The organism is Kitasatospora sp. NPDC004745 (genome assembly GCF_042873275.1).
Lineage (GTDB): Bacteria > Actinomycetota > Actinomycetes > Streptomycetales > Streptomycetaceae > Kitasatospora.
In genome coordinates this window covers 20169-41133 of the sequence record NZ_JBIALK010000042.1, presented here as the reverse complement: position 1 = coordinate 41133, position 20965 = coordinate 20169, and the positions used below count along the sequence as shown (strand labels likewise).

At 73.8% G+C, this 20965-nt stretch carries 17 protein-coding genes; 12 read left to right on the top strand and 5 right to left on the bottom strand.

Features of this window, described 5'->3' with window-relative positions:
• Positions 1-99: 99 nt before the first annotated feature.
• Positions 100-1092, bottom strand: a complete 993-nt coding sequence (locus ACFYUY_RS38125) for a magnesium and cobalt transport protein CorA (protein WP_360223240.1) — start codon at positions 1090-1092, stop codon at positions 100-102.
• Between the two features lie 128 nt (positions 1093-1220).
• Between ACFYUY_RS38125 and ACFYUY_RS38120 the strand changes: the two genes are divergently transcribed.
• The 6 genes from ACFYUY_RS38120 to mshC all read left to right on the top strand — a co-directional run bounded on the left by ACFYUY_RS38120 (position 1221) and on the right by mshC (position 6998).
• Positions 1221-1913 (top strand): MSMEG_4193 family putative phosphomutase, encoded by a 693-nt coding sequence (locus tag ACFYUY_RS38120; RefSeq protein ID WP_360223237.1) that lies wholly within the window; start codon positions 1221-1223, stop codon positions 1911-1913.
• A gap of 259 nt (positions 1914-2172) precedes the next feature.
• Positions 2173-2742 (top strand): DUF3090 domain-containing protein, encoded by a 570-nt coding sequence (locus tag ACFYUY_RS38115; RefSeq protein WP_360223234.1) that lies wholly within the window; start codon positions 2173-2175, stop codon positions 2740-2742.
• 68 nt (positions 2743-2810) lie between these two features.
• Positions 2811-3584 (top strand): SCO1664 family protein, encoded by a 774-nt coding sequence (locus ACFYUY_RS38110; RefSeq protein ID WP_387907808.1) that lies wholly within the window; start codon positions 2811-2813, stop codon positions 3582-3584.
• A 76-nt stretch (positions 3585-3660) separates the two neighbouring features.
• Positions 3661-4590 carry an AraC family transcriptional regulator gene (locus tag ACFYUY_RS38105; protein ID WP_360223231.1) on the top strand — a complete coding sequence of 310 codons (930 nt, stop codon included), beginning with the start codon at positions 3661-3663 and terminating at the stop codon, positions 4588-4590.
• Between the two features lie 65 nt (positions 4591-4655).
• A complete protein-coding gene (locus tag ACFYUY_RS38100; protein WP_387907792.1) occupies positions 4656-5561 on the top strand; it encodes a carbohydrate-binding protein in 906 nt (301 codons plus the stop codon).
• Positions 5562-5768: 207 nt separating this feature from the next.
• Entirely contained in the window at positions 5769-6998 is a 1230-nt protein-coding gene (gene mshC, locus ACFYUY_RS38095; RefSeq protein ID WP_360223225.1) for a cysteine--1-D-myo-inosityl 2-amino-2-deoxy-alpha-D-glucopyranoside ligase, read from the top strand.
• A 79-nt stretch (positions 6999-7077) separates the two neighbouring features.
• Here mshC and ACFYUY_RS38090 read toward each other — a convergent pair whose 3' ends face one another.
• On the bottom strand, positions 7078-8034 hold the full coding sequence (locus tag ACFYUY_RS38090) for a PAC2 family protein (protein WP_360223435.1): 957 nt from the start codon (positions 8032-8034) through the stop codon (positions 7078-7080).
• 381 nt (positions 8035-8415) lie between these two features.
• On the opposite strand from ACFYUY_RS38090, the gene ACFYUY_RS38085 reads away from it, so the two are divergent.
• Entirely contained in the window at positions 8416-8934 is a 519-nt protein-coding gene (locus tag ACFYUY_RS38085; RefSeq protein ID WP_387907789.1) for an SRPBCC domain-containing protein, read from the top strand.
• 255 nt (positions 8935-9189) lie between these two features.
• On the opposite strand, the gene ACFYUY_RS38080 is transcribed toward ACFYUY_RS38085, so the two are convergent.
• Positions 9190-10281 (bottom strand): hypothetical protein, encoded by a 1092-nt coding sequence (locus ACFYUY_RS38080; protein ID WP_387907786.1) that lies wholly within the window; start codon positions 10279-10281, stop codon positions 9190-9192.
• 142 nt (positions 10282-10423) lie between these two features.
• Between ACFYUY_RS38080 and metH the strand changes: the two genes are divergently transcribed.
• From metH to ACFYUY_RS38065, 3 genes are all read left to right on the top strand, one after another.
• Entirely contained in the window at positions 10424-13933 is a 3510-nt protein-coding gene (metH, locus tag ACFYUY_RS38075; RefSeq protein ID WP_360208569.1) for a methionine synthase, read from the top strand.
• 151 nt (positions 13934-14084) lie between these two features.
• Positions 14085-14789 carry an HAD family phosphatase gene (locus ACFYUY_RS38070; protein WP_360208572.1) on the top strand — a complete coding sequence of 235 codons (705 nt, stop codon included), beginning with the start codon at positions 14085-14087 and terminating at the stop codon, positions 14787-14789.
• A 356-nt stretch (positions 14790-15145) separates the two neighbouring features.
• Positions 15146-16762, top strand: a complete 1617-nt coding sequence (locus ACFYUY_RS38065; RefSeq protein ID WP_360208574.1) for an ABC transporter substrate-binding protein — start codon at positions 15146-15148, stop codon at positions 16760-16762.
• A 105-nt stretch (positions 16763-16867) separates the two neighbouring features.
• On the opposite strand, the gene ACFYUY_RS38060 is transcribed toward ACFYUY_RS38065, so the two are convergent.
• Complete coding sequence (locus tag ACFYUY_RS38060) at positions 16868-17539, bottom strand: response regulator transcription factor (protein WP_063346919.1); 672 nt, start codon at positions 17537-17539, stop codon at positions 16868-16870.
• Positions 17540-18448, bottom strand: a complete 909-nt coding sequence (locus ACFYUY_RS38055) for a RecB family exonuclease (RefSeq protein WP_360208578.1) — start codon at positions 18446-18448, stop codon at positions 17540-17542.
• Between the two features lie 162 nt (positions 18449-18610).
• Between ACFYUY_RS38055 and ACFYUY_RS38050 the strand changes: the two genes are divergently transcribed.
• Together ACFYUY_RS38050 and ACFYUY_RS38045 are read left to right on the top strand one after the other, a co-directional pair.
• Positions 18611-19843 carry a site-2 protease family protein gene (locus ACFYUY_RS38050; protein WP_387907806.1) on the top strand — a complete coding sequence of 411 codons (1233 nt, stop codon included), beginning with the start codon at positions 18611-18613 and terminating at the stop codon, positions 19841-19843.
• Between the two features lie 82 nt (positions 19844-19925).
• Positions 19926-20882 (top strand): tRNA (adenine-N1)-methyltransferase, encoded by a 957-nt coding sequence (locus tag ACFYUY_RS38045; RefSeq protein WP_360208583.1) that lies wholly within the window; start codon positions 19926-19928, stop codon positions 20880-20882.
• The last annotated feature ends 83 nt before the right edge of the window (positions 20883-20965 follow it).

Genomic DNA, 20965 nt, shown 5'->3' with positions numbered 1-20965 from the left:
GGCCGGCCCGCCGGCCGCCGGGCCGCGCCCCCCCGGGGGGCGGTCGGCAGGGCGGGTCCCGGACGGGGCCTCCGGCCGAGGGCGCGCCCCCGGCGGGGCCTACAGCCAGTCGTGCCGCTTGAACACCCGGTGCAGCACCACGCAGACGACCACCATCAGGGCCAGCACCGCCGGGTAGCCCCAGGGCTGGCGGAGCTCCGGCATGTCGTCGAAGTTCATCCCGTAGATGCCGGCGATCATCGTCGGGACGGCGGCCAGCGCCGCCCAGGCCGAGATCTTCCGCATGTCGTTGTTCTGTTGCACGCTGACCTGCGCCAGGTTGGCGTTGAGGATGTCGGACAGCAGCCGGTCCATGCCGTCCACCTGGTCGTTCACCCGGGCCAGGTGGTCGGCGACGTCCCGCAGGTAGGGCAGCGTCTCCGGGTGGACGTGGGGCTCGCCGCCGCGGGCCAGTCGCAGGGTCGGTTCCAGCAGCGGCCCGGTGGCGCGGCGGACGGTCATCACCTGCCGCTTGTACCCGTAGATCCGGCCGGCGGTGTCCCGGCCGGTCCGGCCGGGGGAGAAGATGTCCGCCTCCAGCTCGTCCAGGTCGCCCTGCAGCGCGCCGGCGACGTCCACGTAGTCGTCCACCACGGTGTCGCAGACCGAGTGCAGCACGGTGCTCGGCCCCAGCCGCAGCAGGTCGGGCTCCCGCTCCAGCCGCGCCCGCAGGCCGGACAGCGGGGTGTCCTCGCCGTGCCGGACGGTCATCACGAAGTCCGTGCCGAGGAAGACCATCACCTCGCCGCTGGTCACCGCGTGCGCGCCGGGGTGGTAGCCGAGCGTCTTGAGGGTGACGAACAGGGAGCCCTGGTAGGCCTCGACCTTGGGCCGCTGGTGGGCGCTGACCGCGTCCTCGACGGCCAGCGGGTGCAGCGCGAACTCCTTCCCGACGTGGTCGAGTTCCTCGGCGGTGGGTTCGAACAGGCCTATCCAGACGAAACCGCCAGGACCGGCCGCCCGTGCGGCGGCGAGCGCACCCGCGAGGTCGTCGGGGCCCTCGATCCGGCGGCCGTCGTGGTAGCTGGCGCAATGGACGATCATGCGGGCCATTGTGACGCGGGGACGGCCGGAGGGCACGGACCAGGACCGGATCGGGCCCACCGGGCGCACCCGGCCCGGGCGGAACGGGCCCGGTCCCACCGGCCACGCCCGGGCCCGGAGGCCGTAGGCTAAGGCCCATGCCCACCCTGCTGCTCGTCCGCCACGGCCGCTCGACCGCGAACACCGCCGGAATCCTGGCCGGTTGGACTCCGGGGGTGGAGCTCGACGACACCGGGCGCGCGCAGGCCGCCGCGCTGGCCGGCCGGCTCGCCGGCGTCCCGCTCGTGCAGGCCGTGAGCAGCCCGCTGGAGCGCTGCCGGCAGACCCTGGAGCCGCTGCTGGCGGCCCGGCCCGAACTGGGCCCGCCCACCGAGGACGAGCGCCTGGGCGAGTGCCACTACGGCGAGTGGACCGGCCGGCCGCTGTCCGAGCTGGCCGAGGAGCCGCTCTGGCGCACCGTGCAGGACCACGCGGCCGCCGCGGCCTTCCCCGGCGGGGAGTCGCTGCGCGAGCTGAGCCACCGCACGGTGAGCGCCGTCCGGGAGTGGAACGGGAAGATCGCCGCCGAGCACGGCGAGGACGCCGTCTGGCTGGCCTGCTCGCACGGGGACGTCATCAAGGCGGTGGTGGCCGACGCGCTCGGTCTGCACCTGGACCACTTCCAGAGGATCAGCGTCGAGCCCTGCTCCGTCACCGCGATCCGCTACACCGCGCACCGGCCCTTCGTGCTGAGGATGGGCGACACCGGCGACCTCGCCTCCCTCGCGCCGAAGCACGGCCCCGGGCCGGCCGCCCCGGCCGGGGACGCGGTGGTCGGCGGCACCGCCTGACGCCGTCAACGACACCGCCGGGGGCGGCGGGTGCCGCCCCGCGTGCGGTCCGACCGGCGCTGCTCCCGCAGGGCGCCCCGGCCCGGCTCGGCTCCCCCGCCGGGCCCCGGAGGTCGTAGGGTGACTTACGGGCCCCACCGCGAGGCGGGTCCCCGTCAGGGCCGCCGAACGGCTGCCCGCCCCGTGACCTCCCACCGGTCCCGGTGACCTCCCGACGATCCCTGTGATCCCCACGACCGACACGATCCGGAGCGAGAGCGTGACCCGTCAGGTCTACTTCTACGACCAGCCCGAACGGTTCGTGGCCGGCACCGTCGGCCAGCCCGGCGCCAGGGCGTTCTACCTGCAGGCCAGCGCCCGGGGCCGGATCACCAGCGTGCTGCTGGAGAAGACCCAGGTGGCGGCGCTCGCCGAGCGGATCGAGGAGGTCCTGGACGAGGCCCTGCGGCGCAGCGGCGGGGACGTCGCCATCCCGGCGACCGCCCCGCAGGACCTGCTCGACACCGCCCCGCTGGACCTCCCGCTGGAGCAGGAGTTCCGGGTCGGCACGATGGCCCTGGCCTGGGACAGCGCGGACGGCTGCCTGGTCGTCGAGGCGCAGGCGCTGATCGACGAGGAGGAGGACGAGGACGGCGCCGAGGCGGTCTTCGAGGACGACGACAACGGCCCGGACATGCTGCGGGTCCGGCTGACCGGCGCGATGGCCCGGGTGTTCGCCAAGCGGGCGCTGGACCTGGTCGCGGCCGGGCGCAAGCCCTGCCCGTTCTGCAACCTGCCGCTCGACCCGGAGGGCCACCTGTGCCCGCGCGCGAACGGCTACCGGCGCTGAACACCGAGACCCCGCCGCAGGCCGACCCGGCGGCCGCCGCCGCCCTCGCCGCCGACGTGCCCACCGCCCTGGAGCTGCTGCGCGAGGGCGGGCTGACGGTGCACGGGCGGCTCACCGAGGCCTCCAACGCCGCCCTGTACTGCACCGTCGCGCTCGGCGCGCTGAGCGCCCAGGCGGTCTACAAGCCGGTGGCCGGCGAGCGCCCGCTCTGGGACTTCCCGGACGGCACGCTGGCCGGCCGCGAGGTCGCCGCCTACGAGGTGTCCGCGGCGACCGGCTGGGCGCTGGTCCCGCCGACCGTCCTGCGCGACGGGCCGCACGGGCCCGGCATGGTGCAGCTGTGGGTCGAGCCGGATCCGCAGGCCGAGCCGCTGCTGGCCCTGCAGGACCCGCGCGGGCCGGAGGAGGGCTGGCTGCCGATCGTGCAGGCCGAGGTCGGCGGGGGCCGCACCGCGCTGCTGGTGCACCACGACGACCGGCGGCTGCGCCGGCTGGCCGTGCTGGACGCGGTGCTCAACAACGCCGACCGCAAGGGCGGCCACCTGATCCCGGCGGCCGACGGCCGGGTCTACGGCATCGACCACGGCGTCACCTTCAACACCGAGGGCAAGCTGCGCACCCTGCTCTGGGGCTGGGCGGGCGACCGGCTGCCCGCCGAGGCGCTGGAGGTGCTGGCCGCCCTGGCCGAGGGGCTGGACGGCGAGCTGGGCGAGCGCCTGGCCCCGCACCTGACCGGGGCCGAACTGGAGGCGACCCGCGCCAGGGTGGCCGGATTGCGCCGCTCCGGCCGCCATCCGCTGCCCTCGGAGGACTGGCCGGCCATCCCCTGGCCGCCCGTGTAGGGGTCTGCCGGCCCCGCGGAGCGGCCGCCCGGCGGATGGTCTGGACCTGTCCGCGAACCGGCCGCACACTGCTCCGATGGACGCGCGACGGACCACCCCCACTCCCCGTGCCACGCCGGACCTGCCGCTGCACCGCTTACAGGTCCCGCTGCCGCACCTGCTCCCGTTCGCCATCGGCAGTTTCGACACGATCGGCCCGCTCTCCCGGGCGGGCTTCCCGCACCGGCACTCCTTCCACGAGATCGTGCACGTCACCGGCGGCCGCGGCGCCCACGTCCTGGACCTGGTCCACCGGTCGCTGGCGCCGCCGCAGTTGTGCGTGATCACGCCCGGCCAGGTGCACTACTGGGCGGACGCGGACGAACTCACCGGCCGGGTCGTCCTGTTCAACGAGGACTTCCTGCTGGGCAACGCGCAGGACCTCGCCGGGCTGCGCGCGCTGGCCGCCCGCCCGGCGATCGGGCTCGGTGAACAGGCCGGTCCGATCGGCGCGTTGCTCGCCGACATGGAGCAGGAGTACCGGTCCAGGCCGCCGGGCTACCCGGGCGTGCTGCGGGCCAGCCTGCACATCCTGATCGTCCGGGCACTGCGGGCCGCCGAGCCGGGCGACCGGCCGTCCCCGCCCGGCCGGCCGGCCGAACTGGCCACCGCCTTCACCCGGTTGATCGCCGGGCCGGGCGGGGTGCGGCACTCGGTCGCCTCGATCGCCCAGGAGCTCGGCGTCTCGCCCGGCCACCTGCAGACCCTGGTCAAGCAGGCCACCGGCCGCACCCCGGGCGGGCTGATCCGGCGCCAGCAGACCCTGGAGGCCAAGCGGCTGCTGGCCTGCACGGACCTGACCATCCGGCAGGTGGCCAAGGAGGCCGGCTTCGCGGACCCGGCGTACTTCTGCCGCTTCTTCCGGCGGGAGACCGGGATGACGCCGGGGGAGTTCCGGGCCCGGGTCGACGGAAATCACCACGATCCCCGGATCTCGTCCATCGCGGCGTCGCCGGACGGCCCGTAGTTTTTCCCGTGGCCACCGGTGGCCGGTCCGGCGCGCGCGGACGGGCTGCCGGTCAGGCCCTTGTCATGCCCCCACCATGGCAAGGGCCGCCCCCCACCTCCCGTTCCCCCACCCGAAGGAGAGGGCGCATGCCCAGCCCCGACGGCATGATCAGCCGCAAGACCGTACTGAAGGCCGCCGCCGCGCTCGGGGCCGCCCCGCTGCTCGTCGGCGGCGGCGTCGCACTGGCCCGCGAGCAGGCCGGCACCGGCCGGGCCCCCGGCCTCACCCCCGAGTGCCACGACGGCGACGCCCCCACCGTCGAGCAGACCGAGGGGCCCTACTTCAAGCCCAACTCCCCGCTGCGCAGCTCCATGGTCAACGACGGGCCCGGCACCCGCCTGACCGTCAGCGGCTACGTCTTCGGCCGCGCCTGCCGCCCCGTCCCCGGCGTGCTGCTGGACTTCTGGCAGGCGGACGACAACGGCGCCTACGACAACTCCGGCTACACCTTCCGCGGCCACCAGTTCAGCGACGCCAACGGCGCCTTCAAGCTGGAGACGATCGTGCCGGGCCTGTACCCGGGCCGCACCCGGCACATCCACGTCAAGCTCCAGGCACCCGGCCGCCCGGTGCTCACCACCCAGCTGTACTTCCCGGGCGAGCCGCGCAACAGCACGGACACCATCTACGACGCCCGGCTGCTGATGAACGTCCGTCAGAACGGTCCGGTCCGCGAGGGCAGCTACGACTTCGTCCTCGACGTGCCGCAGACCCCGGGCACGCCGAGCCCGACCCCGACGGCGACGCCCACCGGCACGCCCACCGGAACGCCGACCACGCCGCCGAGCGGCAGCTGGCGGGCCGGGACGGCGTACCGGGCGGGCGACCGCGTCACCTACTCCGGCGTCTCCTACGTCTGCCTCCAGGCGCACACCGCCATGGCCGGCTGGGAGCCGCCGAACGTGCCGGCCCTCTGGCAGCGGTCGTAGCGGCTCCGGCCGCGTCCCCCGGGGTGCCGGGCGCCCGGTCGGCGGCAGGGCCGGCCGGGCGCTCACCCGCGCCCGGAAACCGCCCGGAAACCGTCAGGACCGGTCCCGTACCAGTCGCGAGGCGGTCAGGCAACGAAAGGAAGCGAATCCAGTCGATCTTGCGTACTGGTTAGGCTTTCAAATGTTCGCAAGGTTAAAGTCGATCCCATGCATGCCTGGCCCGCCTCCGAGGTTCCCGCCCTGCCTGGTCAGGGGCTCCCCCTCCGTATCTTCGACACCGCAGCGGGCAAGGTCCGCGAGGTCGTGCCGCAGGACGGCACCGCCCGGATCTACGTCTGCGGCATCACCCCCTACGACGCGACCCACATGGGCCACGCCGCCACCTACAACGCCTTCGACCTGGCGCAGCGCGTGTGGAAGGACGCCGGTCACGACGTCCTCTACGTCCAGAACGTCACCGACGTGGACGACCCGCTGCTGGAGCGCGCCGTCGCCACCGGGCAGGACTGGACCGCACTGGCCGAGCGCGAGACGGCCCTGTTCCGCGAGGACATGACCGCCCTGCGCCTGCTGCCGCCGGCCCACTACATCGGCGCCGTCGAGTCGATCCCGTGGATCGTCCCGCTGGTCCAGAAGCTGCTCGCCGACGGCGCCGCCTACCGCGTGGACGGCGACATCTACTTCTCCGTCGACGCCGACCCGCACTTCGGCGAGGTCTCCGGCCTCGACCGGGACGCCATGCGCCCGGTCTTCGCCGAGCGCGGCGGCGACCCGGACCGCCCCGGCAAGCGCAACCCGCTGGACGCCCTGCTCTGGCTCGCCGCCCGCCCGGGCGAGCCCGCGTGGGACACCGAGCTCGGCCACGGCCGGCCCGGCTGGCACATCGAGTGCGTCGCCATCGCGCTGCAGTACCTCGGCATGTCCTTCGACATCCAGGGCGGCGGCAGCGACCTCTCCTTCCCGCACCACGAGATGGGCGCCTCGCACGCCCACGTCGCCACCGGCGCCCACCCGTACGCCAAGGCGTACGTGCACGCCGGGATGGTCGCCCTCGACGGCCACAAGATGTCCAAGTCCCGCGGCAACCTGGTCTTCGTCTCGGCCCTGCGCCGCGAGGGCGTCGACCCGGCGGCGATCCGCCTGGCCCTGCTCTCGCACCACTACCGCGAGGACTGGGAGTGGACCAAGGCCACCCTGGACGAGGCCGTCGAGCGCCTCGGCCGCTGGCGGGCCGCCGTCTCCCGGCCGGACGGCCCGGCGGCCGAGCAGCTGCTCGCCGAGGTGCGCACGGCGCTCGCCGACGACCTGGACGCGCCCGCCGCCCTGGCGGCCGTCGACCGCTGGGCCGCCGCGCAGGAGGCCGACGGCGGGACGGACACCGGCGCGCCCGGTCTGGTCTCCCGGGCGGTGGACGCGCTGCTCGGCGTCGCGCTCTAGCCGCTCCGGCGCACACGCCGAAGGGGCGTCAGGACCAGGTGTCCTGACGCCCCTTCGGCGTGTGCGGGCGGGGGAGGGCCTACTCCTCCTCGGCGCCGTCCTGGCTCTCCCGGGCCGGGCCCGGCGCCTCCGGCTCGGCGGCCGGCCGCTCCGCCGTGGCGTGCCCGGCCACCGGCTTCTCGCCGGTCGGGCCGACGTTCTCCCGGCGCCGCAGGTAACGCTCGAACTCGCGGGCGATCGCGTCGCCGGACGCCTCCGGCAGCTCCGCGGTGTCCTGCGCCTCCTCCAGCTGCTGGACGTACTCGGCCACCTCGCTGTCCTCGGCGGCCAGCTGGTCCACGCCCAGCTGCCAGGCGCGGGCGTCCTCGCCGAGCTCGCCCGGCGGGATGCGCAGGTCCAGCAGGTCCTCCAGCTTGTTGATCAGCGCCAGCGTCGCCTTGGGGTTCGGCGGCTGCGCGACGTAGTGCGGCACCGCCGCCCAGAGCGTCACGGCCGGCACCCCGGCGTGCGTGCAGGCCTCCTGCAGCACCCCGACGATCCCGGTCGGGCCCTCGTAGCGGCTCTCCTCCAGGTCCAGCCGGCGGGCCAGCTCCGGGTCGGAGGTGACCCCGCTGACCGGTACCGGGCGGCTGTGCGGGGTGTCGCCGAGCAGGGCGCCCAGGATCACCACCAGCTCGACGCCCAGCTCGTGCGCGAAGCCGAGCAGCTCGTTGCAGAACGAGCGCCAGCGCATGCTCGGCTCGATGCCGCGGACCAGGACGACGTCCCGGGTGGTCGGCTCGGTGACCCGGACGACCGAGAGCCGGGTGGTGGGCCAGGTGATCCGGCGCACCCCGCCGTCCAGCCAGACCGTGGGCCGGTTGACCTGGAAGTCGTAGTAGTCCTCCGCGTCCAGGGCGGCGAACACCTTGCCGCCCCAGGTCTCGTCGAGATGGGCCAGAGCCGCGGAGGCGGCGTCGCCCGCGTCGTTCCAGCCCTCGAAGGCGCAGACCATCACCGGGTCGATCAACTCGGGAACATCTTCCAGCTCGATCACCCAGCGTCTCCCTCCGGTCGGCGGTCGGACCGGCGCCGCCTCGGCTGGCCTGCCGGGGCGCCGACGGGTCGGCTGCCGACTGTCGAACCTCTCGTCACCCATGGAACGCCTCGCTCCATGGTCCCTACCTGCCCAGCCTACGGGCTTTGATGCGCACCGCGGCCGGGCACCGGGACAGTCTGGGGGAGCGGACCGCCGCGATCCAGCGGATATCCGGACCGCCTCCACTGACGGCCCGTCAGCACTCCGGGGCGGGCGCGGACGGTCGCCGGGCGGCCACCCGGCGCGACGGCGCGCCCCGCGGGCCCGGTGGCGGGATGATGGACGGACGGGGGCTGGCGGACGGGGGGGCGGGCGGCGCGGGCGGAAGGGGCCGGACCGATGAACCGATGGCTGTGGATCGGTGCGGGCGGCGCGGTGGCGGCCGTCGCGGCCGCGGTGCTGGCGGCGGACCGGGCCGGCCGGCGACTGCCGGTGGAGCACGTCACCGAGGGCGGGCTGGAGCTGGCCCAGCCGCCCGGCGCGGTGTGGCAGGTGCTCACCGACATCGACCTCTACCCGGCCTGGCGTCCCGGCCTCACCCACGTGGAACGGCTGCCCGCCGCGGCCGGCGGCCGGGCCCGCTGGCGCGAGTACGACCGGCACGGGCACACCACGTACGAGGTGGTGGCGAGCGAGGCCCCGCACCGCCTGGTGACCGGCATCGCCGACCCCGACCTGCCCTACGGCGGGACCTGGACGTACGAGCTGACCCCGGCCGGCCGGGGCTGCTCGCTGACCGTCACCGAGCGCGGCGAGGTCCGCCGGCCCGTGCACCGGGCGGTCTCGCACTACCTGACCGGCGAGGACGCCACCGTCCACCGCTACCTGGGCGCCCTCGCCCACCGCCTGGCCGGCTAGGGCGTGTCTTTCGGATCACGCCAGGCGGTCGCCGCCGGGGCACGCACTCCCCCAGCCTTCGGCCGGGGGTACCCCCACGCCGGCTTCTCGTCAGTCGCCGATGGCCCCCAGCCTGGCGGCCGGGAGGTGCCCCCACCGCATGGACTCCCTCCTCGGCGCCGCCGATGCACGCACCCCAACGACGCCCGCTGATCCGACGTGATCCGAAAGACACGCCCTAGGCCGTGCTCGGGGCCCGGCACCGCCGGCCGCGGCTCAGACCTCGACCCACCCGCGCCGGTAGGCGGCCCAGTGCTCGGGGGTGGCGGCGAAGTCCACGTACAGCGCGACGCCGAAGTTCCGCCGCTCCGGGTCCTCGCGGCTCAGGCCCAGCCGCACCCCGCGGACGGCGGCGGAGACGGTCTCGGCGTCACCCCAGTGGCCCCACTTGTCGTCCCAGAAGAACGGCAGGCCCATCAGCAGGTCGACGTCCGGCGGGGTGGCCTCCAGCGCCAGCTCGGTCTGCAGCGCGGCGTAGCCCCCGAACAGCGGCTCGGTCGGCATCGAGGAGTCGTACGTCATCACGGCGATCTGGTCGACCCGGCGGGCCGTCTCGGCGAAGTAGGCGCGGTCCCACCACTTGCCGTGGCCGCTGAGCAGGATGCCCGCGGTGTGCAGCCCCGGCACCGGGTCGATCTGCGGCGCGGCCACGGACAGCCGGGCGCCGCGGGCGGCCGTCACCGGGTGGACCTGGTCGAGCAGCGTCAGCCAGCCGGCCGTACCGGGCCGGATCGGTTCCATGTCGAAGTGCACGCCGTCGAAGCCGAGGTCCAGCACCTGCCGGGCGGACGCGGTGACGCGGTCCCGGGTGGGGGCGTCGTCCAGGTCCAGGGCGTCCTTCTCCGGCTTCACCTCGTCGCCCAGCCAGCCCTGCAGCCGGATCTCCGGCAGCGCGGCGTGCACCGCCCCGGTGAACCAGCGGGCCGCGGGGTGGGCGGACGGCGGCAGCGAGCCGTCGTGCTCCAGCGGGCCGGTGTGGACGTACAGGTCGTGCACGCCGGTGCCGGCCAGCCGCCGGACCAGTGCGGCGACGTCCGCGTCGGTCTTGCGGCCGTCCACCCAGGCGTGCCCGAGCCAGACGGCGTCCCGCCCCCGGGTGCGCGCTTCGGGTGCCGGTTCACCCGTGTAGTGCAACCGGATCGCGACGAACAACGAGCCCAGTGCGGCGACCGGTACGGCCGCGGCCAGGGCCAGCACCAGCAGGGCCCGGCGCCACCGGGACCAGGCTCGCCAGCGGTCGCGCAGCGCTCGCCAGGGGGCCGCCAGGGCCCCGCCGACCTGCCGCGCGCGGGTCCGGAATCGGGCCACGCGGTTGCTCCCCCCTTGCGGTCGAACGCTCAGGATACGGAATGCCACCGCAGGCCGGGGCGAGAGGCGGATACCCTGGCCAGGTGCGTGCCCGAGTCAGCGGGACGCAAAGCCGACAGCCGTCGCACCAGGGAGAAGCCCCATGGCCACTGCAGCCGACCCGTCCATCACTCAGCAGAGCCGCGCGAACGCGTTGCGTGAGGCGCTCGCCACCCGCGTGGTGGTCGCCGACGGTGCGATGGGCACCATGCTCCAGGCGCAGGACCCGACGCTGGAGGACTTCCAGAACCTGGAGGGCTGCAACGAGGTCCTCAACCTCACCCGGCCCGACATCGTCCGCTCCGTCCACGAGGCCTACTTCGCGGTGGGCGTGGACTGCGTCGAGACCAACACCTTCGGCGCCAACTTCTCCGCGCTCGGCGAGTACGACATCCCGGAGCGCATCTTCGAGCTGTCCGAGGCCGGTGCCCGGATCGCCCGCGAGGTCGCCGACGCCCACTCCGCCGTCGACGGCCGCACCCGCTGGGTGCTCGGCTCGATCGGCCCCGGCACCAAGCTGCCGACCCTCGGCCACGCCCCGTACGGGACGCTGCGCGACGGCTTCCAGCAGAACGCGGCCGGCCTGATCGCCGGCGGCGCCGACGCGCTGCTGGTCGAGACCAGCCAGGACCTGCTGCAGACCAAGGCCGCCATCCTCGGCTCCAAGCGCGCCCTCGCCGAGGCCGGGCTGGACCTGCCGGTGCTGGTCCAGGTGACGGTGGAGACCACCGGCACCATGCTGCTCGGCTCCGAGATCGGCGCCGCGCTGACGGCCCTGGAGCCGCTCGGCGTCGACTACATCGGCCTCAACTGCGCCACCGGCCCGGCCGAGATGAGCGAGCACCTGCGCTACCTGGCCAAGAACGCCCGGATCGGCCTGTCCTGCATGCCGAACGCGGGCCTGCCGGTGCTCGGCAAGGACGGCGCCCACTACCCGCTCTCCCCGGCCGAACTGGCCGACGCGCACGACGTGTTCACCCGGGAGTACGGCCTCTCGCTGGTCGGCGGCTGCTGCGGCACCACGCCCGAGCACCTGCGCCAGGTGGTCGAGCGGGTGCAGGGCCGCCCGATCTCGCCGCGCACCCCGCAGCCGGAGCCCTCGGCGGCCTCGCTGTACCAGGCGGTGCCGTTCCGCCAGGACACCTCCTACCTGGCGATCGGCGAGCGCACCAACGCCAACGGCTCGAAGAAGTTCCGCGAGTCGATGCTGGCCGGCGACTGGCAGGCCTGCGTGGAGATCGCCCGCGAGCAGATCCGGGACGGCTCCCACCTGCTGGACCTGTGCGTCGACTACGTCGGCCGCGACGGCGTCGCCGACATGCGGGAGATCGCCGGCCGGCTGGCCACCGCCTCCACCCTGCCGATCGTGCTGGACTCCACCGAGCCGGACGTGCTGCGGGCCGGCCTGGAGGCGCTCGGCGGCCGCGCGGTGCTCAACTCGGTCAACTACGAGGACGGCAACGCCCCGGACTCCCGCTTCGGCCGGATCGCCTCGCTGGCCCGCGAGCACGGCGCCGGCCTGATCGCGCTGACCATCGACGAGGAGGGCCAGGCCCGCACCGCCGGCACCAAGGTCGAGATCGCCGAGCGGCTGATCGCCGAGCTGACCGCCGACTACGGCGTGGACGAGGGCTCGATCCTGGTCGACTGCCTGACCTTCACCCTGGCCACCGGCCAGGAGGAGTCCCGCCGGGACGGCATCGAGACCATCGAGGCGATCCGCGAGCTCAAGCGCCGCCACCCGGCCGTGCAGACCACCCTGGGCCTGTCCAACATCTCCTTCGGCCTCAACCCGGCCGCGCGCGTGGTGCTGAACTCGGTCTTCCTGCACGAGTGCGTGGAGGCCGGTCTGGACTCGGCGATCGTGCACGCCTCCAAGATCCTGCCGATCTCCCGGATCCCCGAGGACCAGCGCGAGGCCGCCCTCGACCTGGTCTACGACCGCCGCCGGGACGGCTACGACCCGCTGCAGCGGCTGCTGGAGCTGTTCGAGGGGGTCTCCTCGGCCTCGGTCAAGGCCTCCAAGGCGGAGGAGCTGGCCGCGCTGCCGCTGGACGAGCGGCTGCAGCGCCGGATCATCGACGGCGAGCGCAACGGCCTGGAGGCCGACCTGGACGAGGCGCTGGCCGGGCGCCCCGCGCTGGAGATCATCAACGAGACCCTGCTGGCCGGCATGAAGGTGGTCGGCGAGCTCTTCGGCTCCGGCCAGATGCAGCTGCCGTTCGTGCTCCAGTCCGCCGAGGTGATGAAGACCGCGGTGGCCCACCTGGAGCCGCACATGGAGAAGTCCGACAGCGAGGGCAAGGGCACCATCGTGCTGGCCACCGTCAAGGGCGACGTCCACGACATCGGCAAGAACCTGGTCGACATCATCCTGTCCAACAACGGCTACAACGTGGTCAACCTGGGCATCAAGCAGCCGGTCTCGGCGATCCTGGACGCCGCGCAGGAGCACAAGGCGGACGTCATCGGGATGTCCGGCCTGCTGGTGAAGTCCACCGTGATCATGAAGGAGAACCTGGAGGAGCTCAACCAGCGCAAGCTGGCCGCGAGCTACCCGGTGATCCTGGGCGGTGCCGCCCTGACCCGCGCCTACGTCGAGCAGGACCTGCACGAGATCTACGAGGGCGAGGTCCGCTACGCCCGGGACGCCTTCGAGGGCCTGCGGCTGATGGACGCGCTGATCGCGGTCAAGCGCGGGGTGCCGGGCGCGACCCTGCCGGAGCTCAAGCAGCGCCGGCACGCCCGGGTCGAGGTGGAGGAGGAGCCGGAGGTCAACCTCGGCCAGGTCCGCTCGGACGTCACCGTCGACAACACCGTGCCCGTCCCGCCGTTCTGGGGCGACCGGATCGTCAAGGGCGTGCCGTTCGCCGACTACGCCTCCTGGCTGGACGAGGACGCGCTGTTCAAGGGCCAGTGGGGCCTGAAGGCGGCCCGCAGCGGCGACGGCCCCTCCTACGAGGAGCTGGTGGAGACCGAGGGCCGGCCGCGGCTGCGGATGTGGCTGGACCGGCTGCAGACCGAGGGCTGGCTGGAGGCGGCCGTGGTCTACGGCTACTACCCGGCGAACTCCAAGGGCGACGACCTGATCGTCTTCCACGAGGACGGCACCGAGCGGACCCGCTTCACCTTCCCCCGCCAGCGGCGCGGGCGCAGGCTCTGCCTGGCGGACTTCTTCCGCCCGGAGGAGTCCGGGGCGCGGGACGTGGTCGGCCTGCAGGTGGTCACCATGGGCAACCGGATCTCGGAGGCGGCCAACGAGCTGTTCGCCGAGAACTCCTACCGCGACTACCTGGAGCTGCACGGCCTCTCCGTGCAGCTGGCCGAGGCGCTGGCCGAGTTCTGGCACGCCCGGGTCCGCTACGAGCTGGGCTTCTCCGGCGAGGACCCGCAGGACGTCAAGGACATGTTCGCCCTCAAGTACCGGGGCGCCCGCTTCTCGCTCGGCTACGGGGCCTGCCCCGAGCTGGAGGACCGCGCCAAGATCGCCGAGCTGCTCAAGCCCGAGCGGATCGGCGTGGTGCTCTCCGAGGAGTTCCAGCTGCACCCGGAGCAGTCCACCGACGCGATCGTGATCCACCACCCGGAGGCGAAGTACTTCAACGCCCGGTAACCCGAACGCCCCGCCGCGTTCGCTCCCTCCGGGCGGACCGGGCGTATCCTTGATGATCCTGAACGGGCCGGTCCGCTCACCAGCGGGCCGGCCCGTGCCATCCCCAGGGGCCGCCCGGCGGCCCCGGGGGACCGACGGAAGGACTCCCACCATGACCACCATCTCCACCGCCGCCCGGGTCCTCGACCACGGGGACGGCCGCGGCCTGCAGGCGGTGCTGCTGGACATGGACGGGACGCTGGTGGACACCGAGGACTTCTGGTGGCAGGCCGAGGTCACGCTCTTCGCCGAGCTGGGCCACGCGCTGACCGAGCAGGACCGGGCCCAGGTGGTCGGCGGGCCGATGACCCGGGTGATCGACTACCTGGTCGGCACCACCGGGGTGGACCTCGCGCCGGCCGACCTCACCGTACTGATCAACCAGCGCTTCGTCGACCTGCTGGCCGGCGGCGTGCCACTCATGCCGGGCGCCGAGCGGCTCCTCAACACCCTTGCCGCGCACGGGATCCCGGCGGTGCTGGTGACCGCCTCGCACCGGCACGTGGTCGACATCGTGCTGCGCTCGCTCGGGGAGCGGCACTTCGCCTTCACGGTCGCCGGGGACGAGGTGCCGCGCACCAAGCCGCACCCGGACCCGTACCTGGAGGCGGCCCGCCGGCTGGGCGCGGAGCCGGCCCGCTGCGTGGTGGTCGAGGACGCGCCGACCGGGGTGCGGGCGGCCGAGGCGGCCGGCTGCCCGGTGATCGCGGTGCCCTCGGTGGCGCCGATCGAGCCGGCTCCCGGCCGGCTGGTGCTGCCCTCGCTGGAGCGGGTCGATCTTGAACTGCTCCGCTCGCTGGTGGCCTCGCGAGTGTGATTGTCATCTCATTGCAGGGTGGGGCTACTCGCGGGTAAGCACTCCCGCCCGGCTGTCGGCGGCGGTGGCCCGGGGAGAAATCGGGCATTGCCTGACAACTCGTCGGGTGCAACGCGCTGCCCTCAACCGCCGTGTCCCAAACGTCATCTGCACGGGTATCGGTCGTGCGTGTTCGATATGGCACGCTACTCGGGTTCGTTCCCCTCCCCACGCGCCCTGCCGCCGCCGACGACGGGCAACCCCGTCCTGCGCGCGGTCGTCCGGGCGCCCGGTCCGCGCACGCGCCCCCGCACCCTGGGGCGTCCTCGGCGCGGGCCACCGGCCCCCGCCGGACCGCACCCAGAAGGACGCGCCCCGTGAGAACTTCAGCTGAACGCCTGGCAGCACTCGGCTGCGCCGGTCTGGTCGCCGTGACGGTGGCCGGCTGCGGATCGGTCACCGACGCCGTCAAGGGGGACAGCGGCAAGTCGGTCACCATGGGCACCAGCCAGCTCACCAGCTCGCTGGACCCGGCCATCGCCTACGACTCCGGCTCCTGGCTGGTGCTGCGCAACACCTTCCAGTCGCTGCTCGCCTTCCCGGCCGCCTCCAGCGCGCCCTCGCCGGACGCCGCCCAGTCCTGCGAGTTCACCAGCGGCGACGCCGCCCAGTACCACTGCACGCTGCGGCCCGGCCTGAAGTTCTCCAACGGCCACCCGCTGACCGCCGCCGACGTGGTGTTCTCGATCGAGCGCACCAAGAAGATCAGCGACGAGAACGGCCCGTCCGACCTGCTCACCTCGATCAAGAGCGTCGAGGCCAAGGGCGACAACGAGGTGATCTTCCACCTCACCGCCCCGGACGCCACCCTGCCGGCCAAGCTGGCCAGCCCGGCCGGCGCCATCGTCGACCACCAGGTGTTCCCCGCCGACAAGGCGCTCTCCAACGACAAGGTGGTCGGCTCCGGCCCGTACCGCGTCGACTCGCTCGCGGCCCTGGGCAGCGGCGACGCCGGCAAGCAGCTGGGCAAGGTCGTCCTGGTGCCCAACGACAAGTACAACGGCGACGCCAAGCTGCGGAACAGCAAGTTCACCGTGCGGTACTACGACAAGGCCGCGGACCTGAAGACCGCGCTCGACAAGGGCGACGTCGACCTCACCGACAACAGCCTCGAGCCGAACACCGCCGCCCAGATCCACGCCGACCAGCAGGGCGGCAAGACCGACCTGCAGGTCGTCGAGGGCGACAGCAACGACACCCGCTCGATGGTCTTCAACACCAAGGACCCGGTCACCGGCAACGTCGCCGTCCGTCAGGCCGCCGCGCAGCTGCTCGACCGCAAGGCGCTCGCCCGCGACGTCTTCGCCCGCACCGTCCAGCCGCTGTACGCGCTGGTCCCGGCCGGCGTGGTCGGCCACACCACCGCCTACTTCGACCGCTACGGCGACCAGGACGTGGCCAAGGCCAAGAAGATCCTCACCGACGCCAAGGTCCAGACCCCGGTCAAGATCAGCCTCACCTGGTCGCGCTCGCGGGCCGAGAGCGCCGAGCCCGAGATGCTCAAGAAGCAGCTGGAGGCCGGCGGCCTCTTCCAGGTGACGGTCCAGCAGGAGGCCGACTGGGACGCCTTCAAGAAGGGCTGGGCGGACGGCAAGTACCAGGCGTACATCGTCGGCTGGTTCGCCGACTACCCGGACGCCGACAACTACATCGCCCCGCTGCTCGTCCAGGGCGGCGCGTACCACACCGGCTGGGACGACCCGCGGATCAGCCAGCGCCTGGTGCCGGACGGCGTGAAGCAGGCCGACCGCAGCGCCGCGGCCTCCGGCTACGCCCAGATCCAGCAGATAGCCGCCGAGAACGTGCCGCTCATCCCGCTGTTCCAGAACAAGGCCTTCTACGCGGCCCGCTCGTACATCACCGGTGTCGAGTCGACCGTCGACACCACCGGCGTGTTCCGCTTCTGGGACATCGGCCGGGTCGGCGGCAAGTAGCCGACGGGGGCGGCACCGGGCGACCGGGACCCCCTCCGCACGACGGTGGCCCGTCCACCTCCTCCCGGACCCGGGGGAGGCGGACGGGCCACCGTCGTACCGGCCTCAGAGGGCGCCCGGACGCACCAGCCCGCTCTCGTAGGCGTACACCGCCGCCTGCACCCGGTCGCGCAGCTGGAGCTTGGTCAGCACGTGGCCCACATGCGTCTTCACCGTGGTCTCGCTGACGAACAGCTCGGCCGCGATCTCCGCGTTCGACAGCCCGCGGGCCACCAGCTTCAGCACCTCGAGCTCGCGCTCGGTCAGCGCGCTCAGCGCCTGCGGCGGCGCCTCCTCGCCGGAGGGCAGCTTGGTGGCGTACATGTCCAGCAGCCGCCGGGTGATGCTCGGCGCCAGCATCGCCGCGCCGTCCGCCACCACCCGGATCGCCTGGACCAGCTCCTCCGCCGGGACGTCCTTCAGCAGGAACCCGCTGGCGCCCGCGCGCAGCGCCTCCACCACGTACTCGTCCAGGTCGAAGGTGGTCAGCACCAGGACCTTGGCCGGGCCGTCCCGGCCCGGGCCGGCGATCCGGCGGGTGGCCTCCACGCCGTCCATCCTGGGCATCCGGATGTCCATCAGCACCACGTCGGGCTGCAGCGCGCGGACCTGGTCCAGCGCCTGCTGACCGTCGCCGGCCTCACCGACCACCACCAGGTCGGACTCGGCCTCCAGGATCATCCGGAAACCGGTGCGAAGCAGCGGCTGGTCGTCGACCAGCAACACTCGGATCGTCACCTAGGACTCCTTGCTCATCGGATCCCCCGTGGGATCGTCTTCGTCAGACGTACGGGCCAGCGGCAGCGGGTACGGCGGGGGAGTGCCGCCGAACTCCGGACAGCTGGCCTGGTGGTCGCACCAGTCGCAGAGGCGGTTGCGGGTCGCGGGGAAGTCCCCGGTCGCCACCGCGAGGGTGATCCGCTCCCAGAGCGCCAGCAGCTTGCGCTCCACCGCGAGCAGGTCGGCCTCGTCCGGGTCGTAGCTGACCACGTCCCCGCCGCCGCCCAGGTAGACCAGCTGGAGGCGCCTGGGGATCACGCCCTTCCAGCGCCACACCACCAGCGCGTAGAACTTCATCTGGAACATCGCCTTGCCCTCGAAGTCCCGCGAGGGCGCCCGGCCGGTCTTGTAGTCCACCAGGCGGACCTCGCCGGTCGGGGCGACGTCCACCCGGTCGATGTAGCCGCGCAGCAGCAGCCCCGACTCCAGTGCCGTCTCCACGTACAGCTCGCGCTCCACCGGGTGCAGCCGGGTCGGGTCCTCCAGCCGGAACCACTGCCCGACCAGCTTCTCGGCGTCCGCCAGCCAGCGGGTGAGCGCCGCGCCGTCCGGATCCCCCGGGAAGAGCGAGGCCAGCTCCGGGCGCTCGCCGAGCAGCCGCTCCCACTGCGGGCGCAGCAGGCCCAGGGCCCGCTCCGGGGTCCGCTCGCCCGCCGGGCTGTCGAACAGCCGCTCCAGCACCGCGTGCACCAGGGTGCCCCGGGTCGCCGCCGCGCTGGGCGGCTCGGGCAGCCGGTCGATCACCCGCAGCCGGTACAGCAGGGGACAGGTGAGGAAGTCCCCCGCACGGGACGGGGACAGGCCGGTCGGGGGCGCCGCCGGGCGCGCCGGTGCCCCGGCGGCGCTGGTGGTGTCGGTCTGCTGCATGCCCCCGACCCTATTGCCCTTCGCTGTCATCCCGCTGCCACCGGGCTGCCACACCGCCCGGCGCAGTGGGTATGAACACCGACAGAGGGGCGCACGGCTCCGGGCGGCCGAGATCACGTAGCGTGGGCGCACCGGGGCACGACGGGGCAGACGACCGAAGGGATCACGGTGAGCGACAGCAGGGGGCAGCAGACCTCCGACCAGCCACCGCACGGCGACGACGACGGCCGCGGGGCCGGGCGCCCGCCCCAGCCGCCCGAGCGCGGCGGCGGCATCCTGATGGGCCGCCCCTTCGGCGTGCCCGTCTACGTCACGCCCTCCTGGTTCGTCATCGCCGCTCTGATCACCTGGGTGTTCGGCGGCCAGCTCGGGGACGTCCTGCCGGACCTCGGCGGCGCGCCCCGATACCTGCTCGCCTTCACCTTCGCGGTGGCGTTCTACGCCTCCGTCCTGGTGCACGAGCTCGCCCACACGCTGGTCGCACTGCGCTACCGCCTCGGTGTGCGCCGGATCCAGCTGCAGTTCTTCGGCGGGGTGTCGGAGATCGAGAACGAGGCCGAGAGCCCCTGGCGGGAGTTCTGGCTGGCCTTCGTCGGGCCGCTGCTCTCCCTGGCGCTCGGCGGCGTCTTCTACCTCGCGCTGCGGGCCGTGGACGCCTCCACCGTGCCGGGGGTGCTGCTCGCCGGCCTGATGGTCTCCAACCTGGTCGTCGCGGCCTTCAACCTGCTGCCGGGCCTGCCGCTGGACGGCGGCCGGATGCTGCGGGCCGTCGTCTGGGCGGTCAGCGGCCGGGCGATGACCGGCACGGTCGCGGCCGCCTGGGTCGGCCGGGGGCTGGCCGTCGCCGTGCTGATCGGGCTGCCGCTGGTCAGCTCCGCCCGCGGGATCGAGCGCAGCACCACCGACACCCTGGTGGACGCGGTGCTGGCCGCCGTCCTCGCCGCGATCATCTGGAACGGCGCCACCGCCAGTCTGCGCAACGCCCGGCTCAAGGAGGTGCTGCCGGGGCTGCGGCTGCGCGACCTCGCCCGCCGCGCCGTCGAGGTCACCGCCGACACCCCGCTCGGCGAGGCGCTGCGCCGCGCCCGGGAGGCCCAGGCCGGTGCGGTGGTCGTGGTGGACGGGCGGGGCGAGCCGATCGCCGTCGTCCGGGAGTCCGCCGTCCGCGCGGTGCCCGAGCACCGCCGCCCGTGGGTCGCCGTCGGCCCGCTCGCCCGCGACCTCGAACCCGGGCTGCGGCTGGACGCCGACCTCGGCGGCGAGGACCTGCTGCGCGCCGTCCAGGCCACCCCGTCCGGCGAGTACCTGGTGGTCGAGGCGGACGGCCGGGTCTACGGGGTCGTCGCGCTCACCGACATCGAGCAGCGCCTGACCGCGGCCGTCACGGGGCGCTGACGGCGCCCGGCGCCACGCCCCGGAGGCCGCCGGTGATCACCCCGGTCAGGCGGGGCCGTCCGCTTCCCTTAGGATTGTCGGCATGTCCGAACCGACCGGTGCCACCCGCCGACGCGGGCCCTTCCAGGTCGGGGACCAGGTCCAGCTGACCGACCCCAAGGGCCGCCACTACACGTTCACGCTCCAGGCCGGGAACCAGTTCCACACCCACAAGGGTGCGTTCCCGCACGACGAGCTGATCGGCGCCCCCGAGGGCACGGTCGTGCGCACCACGGGGAACGTCCCGTACCTCGCGCTGCGCCCCCTGCTCCCCGACTACGTCCTGTCCATGCCCCGCGGCGCCGCCGTGATCTACCCCAAGGACGCGGGGCAGATCCTGGCGATGGCCGACATCTTCGCCGGCGCCCGCGTCGTCGAGGCCGGCGTCGGCTCCGGAGCGCTCTCCAGCTACCTGCTGCGCGCCGTCGGCGACACCGGGATGCTGGCCTCGTACGAGCGCCGCCAGGACTTCGCCGACATCGCCAAGGGCAACGTCGAGCGCTACTTCGGCGGGCCGCACCCGGCGTGGAAGCTCACCGTCGGCGACCTCCAGGACAACCTGGTCGAGACCGACGTCGACCGCGTCATCCTCGACATGCTCGCCCCCTGGGAGTGCCTGGACGTCGCGTCCAAGGCGCTCGTCCCCGGCGGCCTCATCTGCTGCTACGTGGCCACCACCACGCAGATGTCCAAGACCGTCGAGGCGCTGCGCGAGCACGGCACCTTCACCGAGCCGCAGGCCTGGGAGACCATGGTCCGCACCTGGCACCTGGAGGGCCTGGCCGTCCGCCCGGACCACCGGATGATCGGCCACACCGGCTTCCTGCTCACCGCCCGCCGGCTCGCCGACGGCGTCGAGCCGCCGCTGCGCCGCCGCCGCCCGGCCAAGGGCGCGTACGGCGAGGACTACGACAACGGCTCCCCCGAGCCGACCCTCCAGGAGCGCGCCGCGGCCCGTGCCGCCGCCCGCGCCGAGGCCGGGCAGCCCGACCTCGGCTGAACCGACGACCGACCCGCGAAGGGGTGGTGCGCGAAACGCGTACCACCCCTTCGCCGTCTCCGTACACCCGAGCCCTCCGCCGG